This window comes from Tessaracoccus sp. OH4464_COT-324, from assembly GCF_003932855.1.
GTDB lineage: Bacteria > Actinomycetota > Actinomycetes > Propionibacteriales > Propionibacteriaceae > Arachnia.
Window position 1 is genome coordinate 1 of the sequence record NZ_RQYZ01000134.1, and the last position, 379, is coordinate 379.

Genomic DNA, 379 nt, shown 5'->3' on the forward strand with positions numbered 1-379 from the left:
CAGCCGAAACCCTCCCCAAACTCTTCAACGGCCTCCCCATCGACCAATTCAACCACCCAGAAACCCTCGGCAACCTCCCCCTCAACCCCCACGAATCCCTCATCACCGTCTACTCCGGCACGGGCACCTACGGCGGCAGCGGCACCTACGACAAAAACTTCAATCTCAGCGTGGACCGCGGGCTCAGCAATCACGACTTCTACATCATGGCGGTCAAGCGCATGGTAGACCCGCAACACTACGGCCGCCTCACCTGCGGACACGGCAAAATCTACTACAAAAGCTTCCGCTGCGTGGCCTACGGTGAGGACGCCTTCATCCAGGGCGAATCCAGCGGTGTGACCCGCATCAGCGACGAAGAAATCCTCGCGATGACCAA

1 protein-coding gene is annotated in these 379 nt (G+C 59.6%); it reads left to right on the forward strand.

The features are described 5' to 3' along the window. On the forward strand, window positions 1-379 hold a 379-nt coding region (locus tag EII42_RS13190), incomplete at both ends, for a hypothetical protein (protein WP_158676536.1).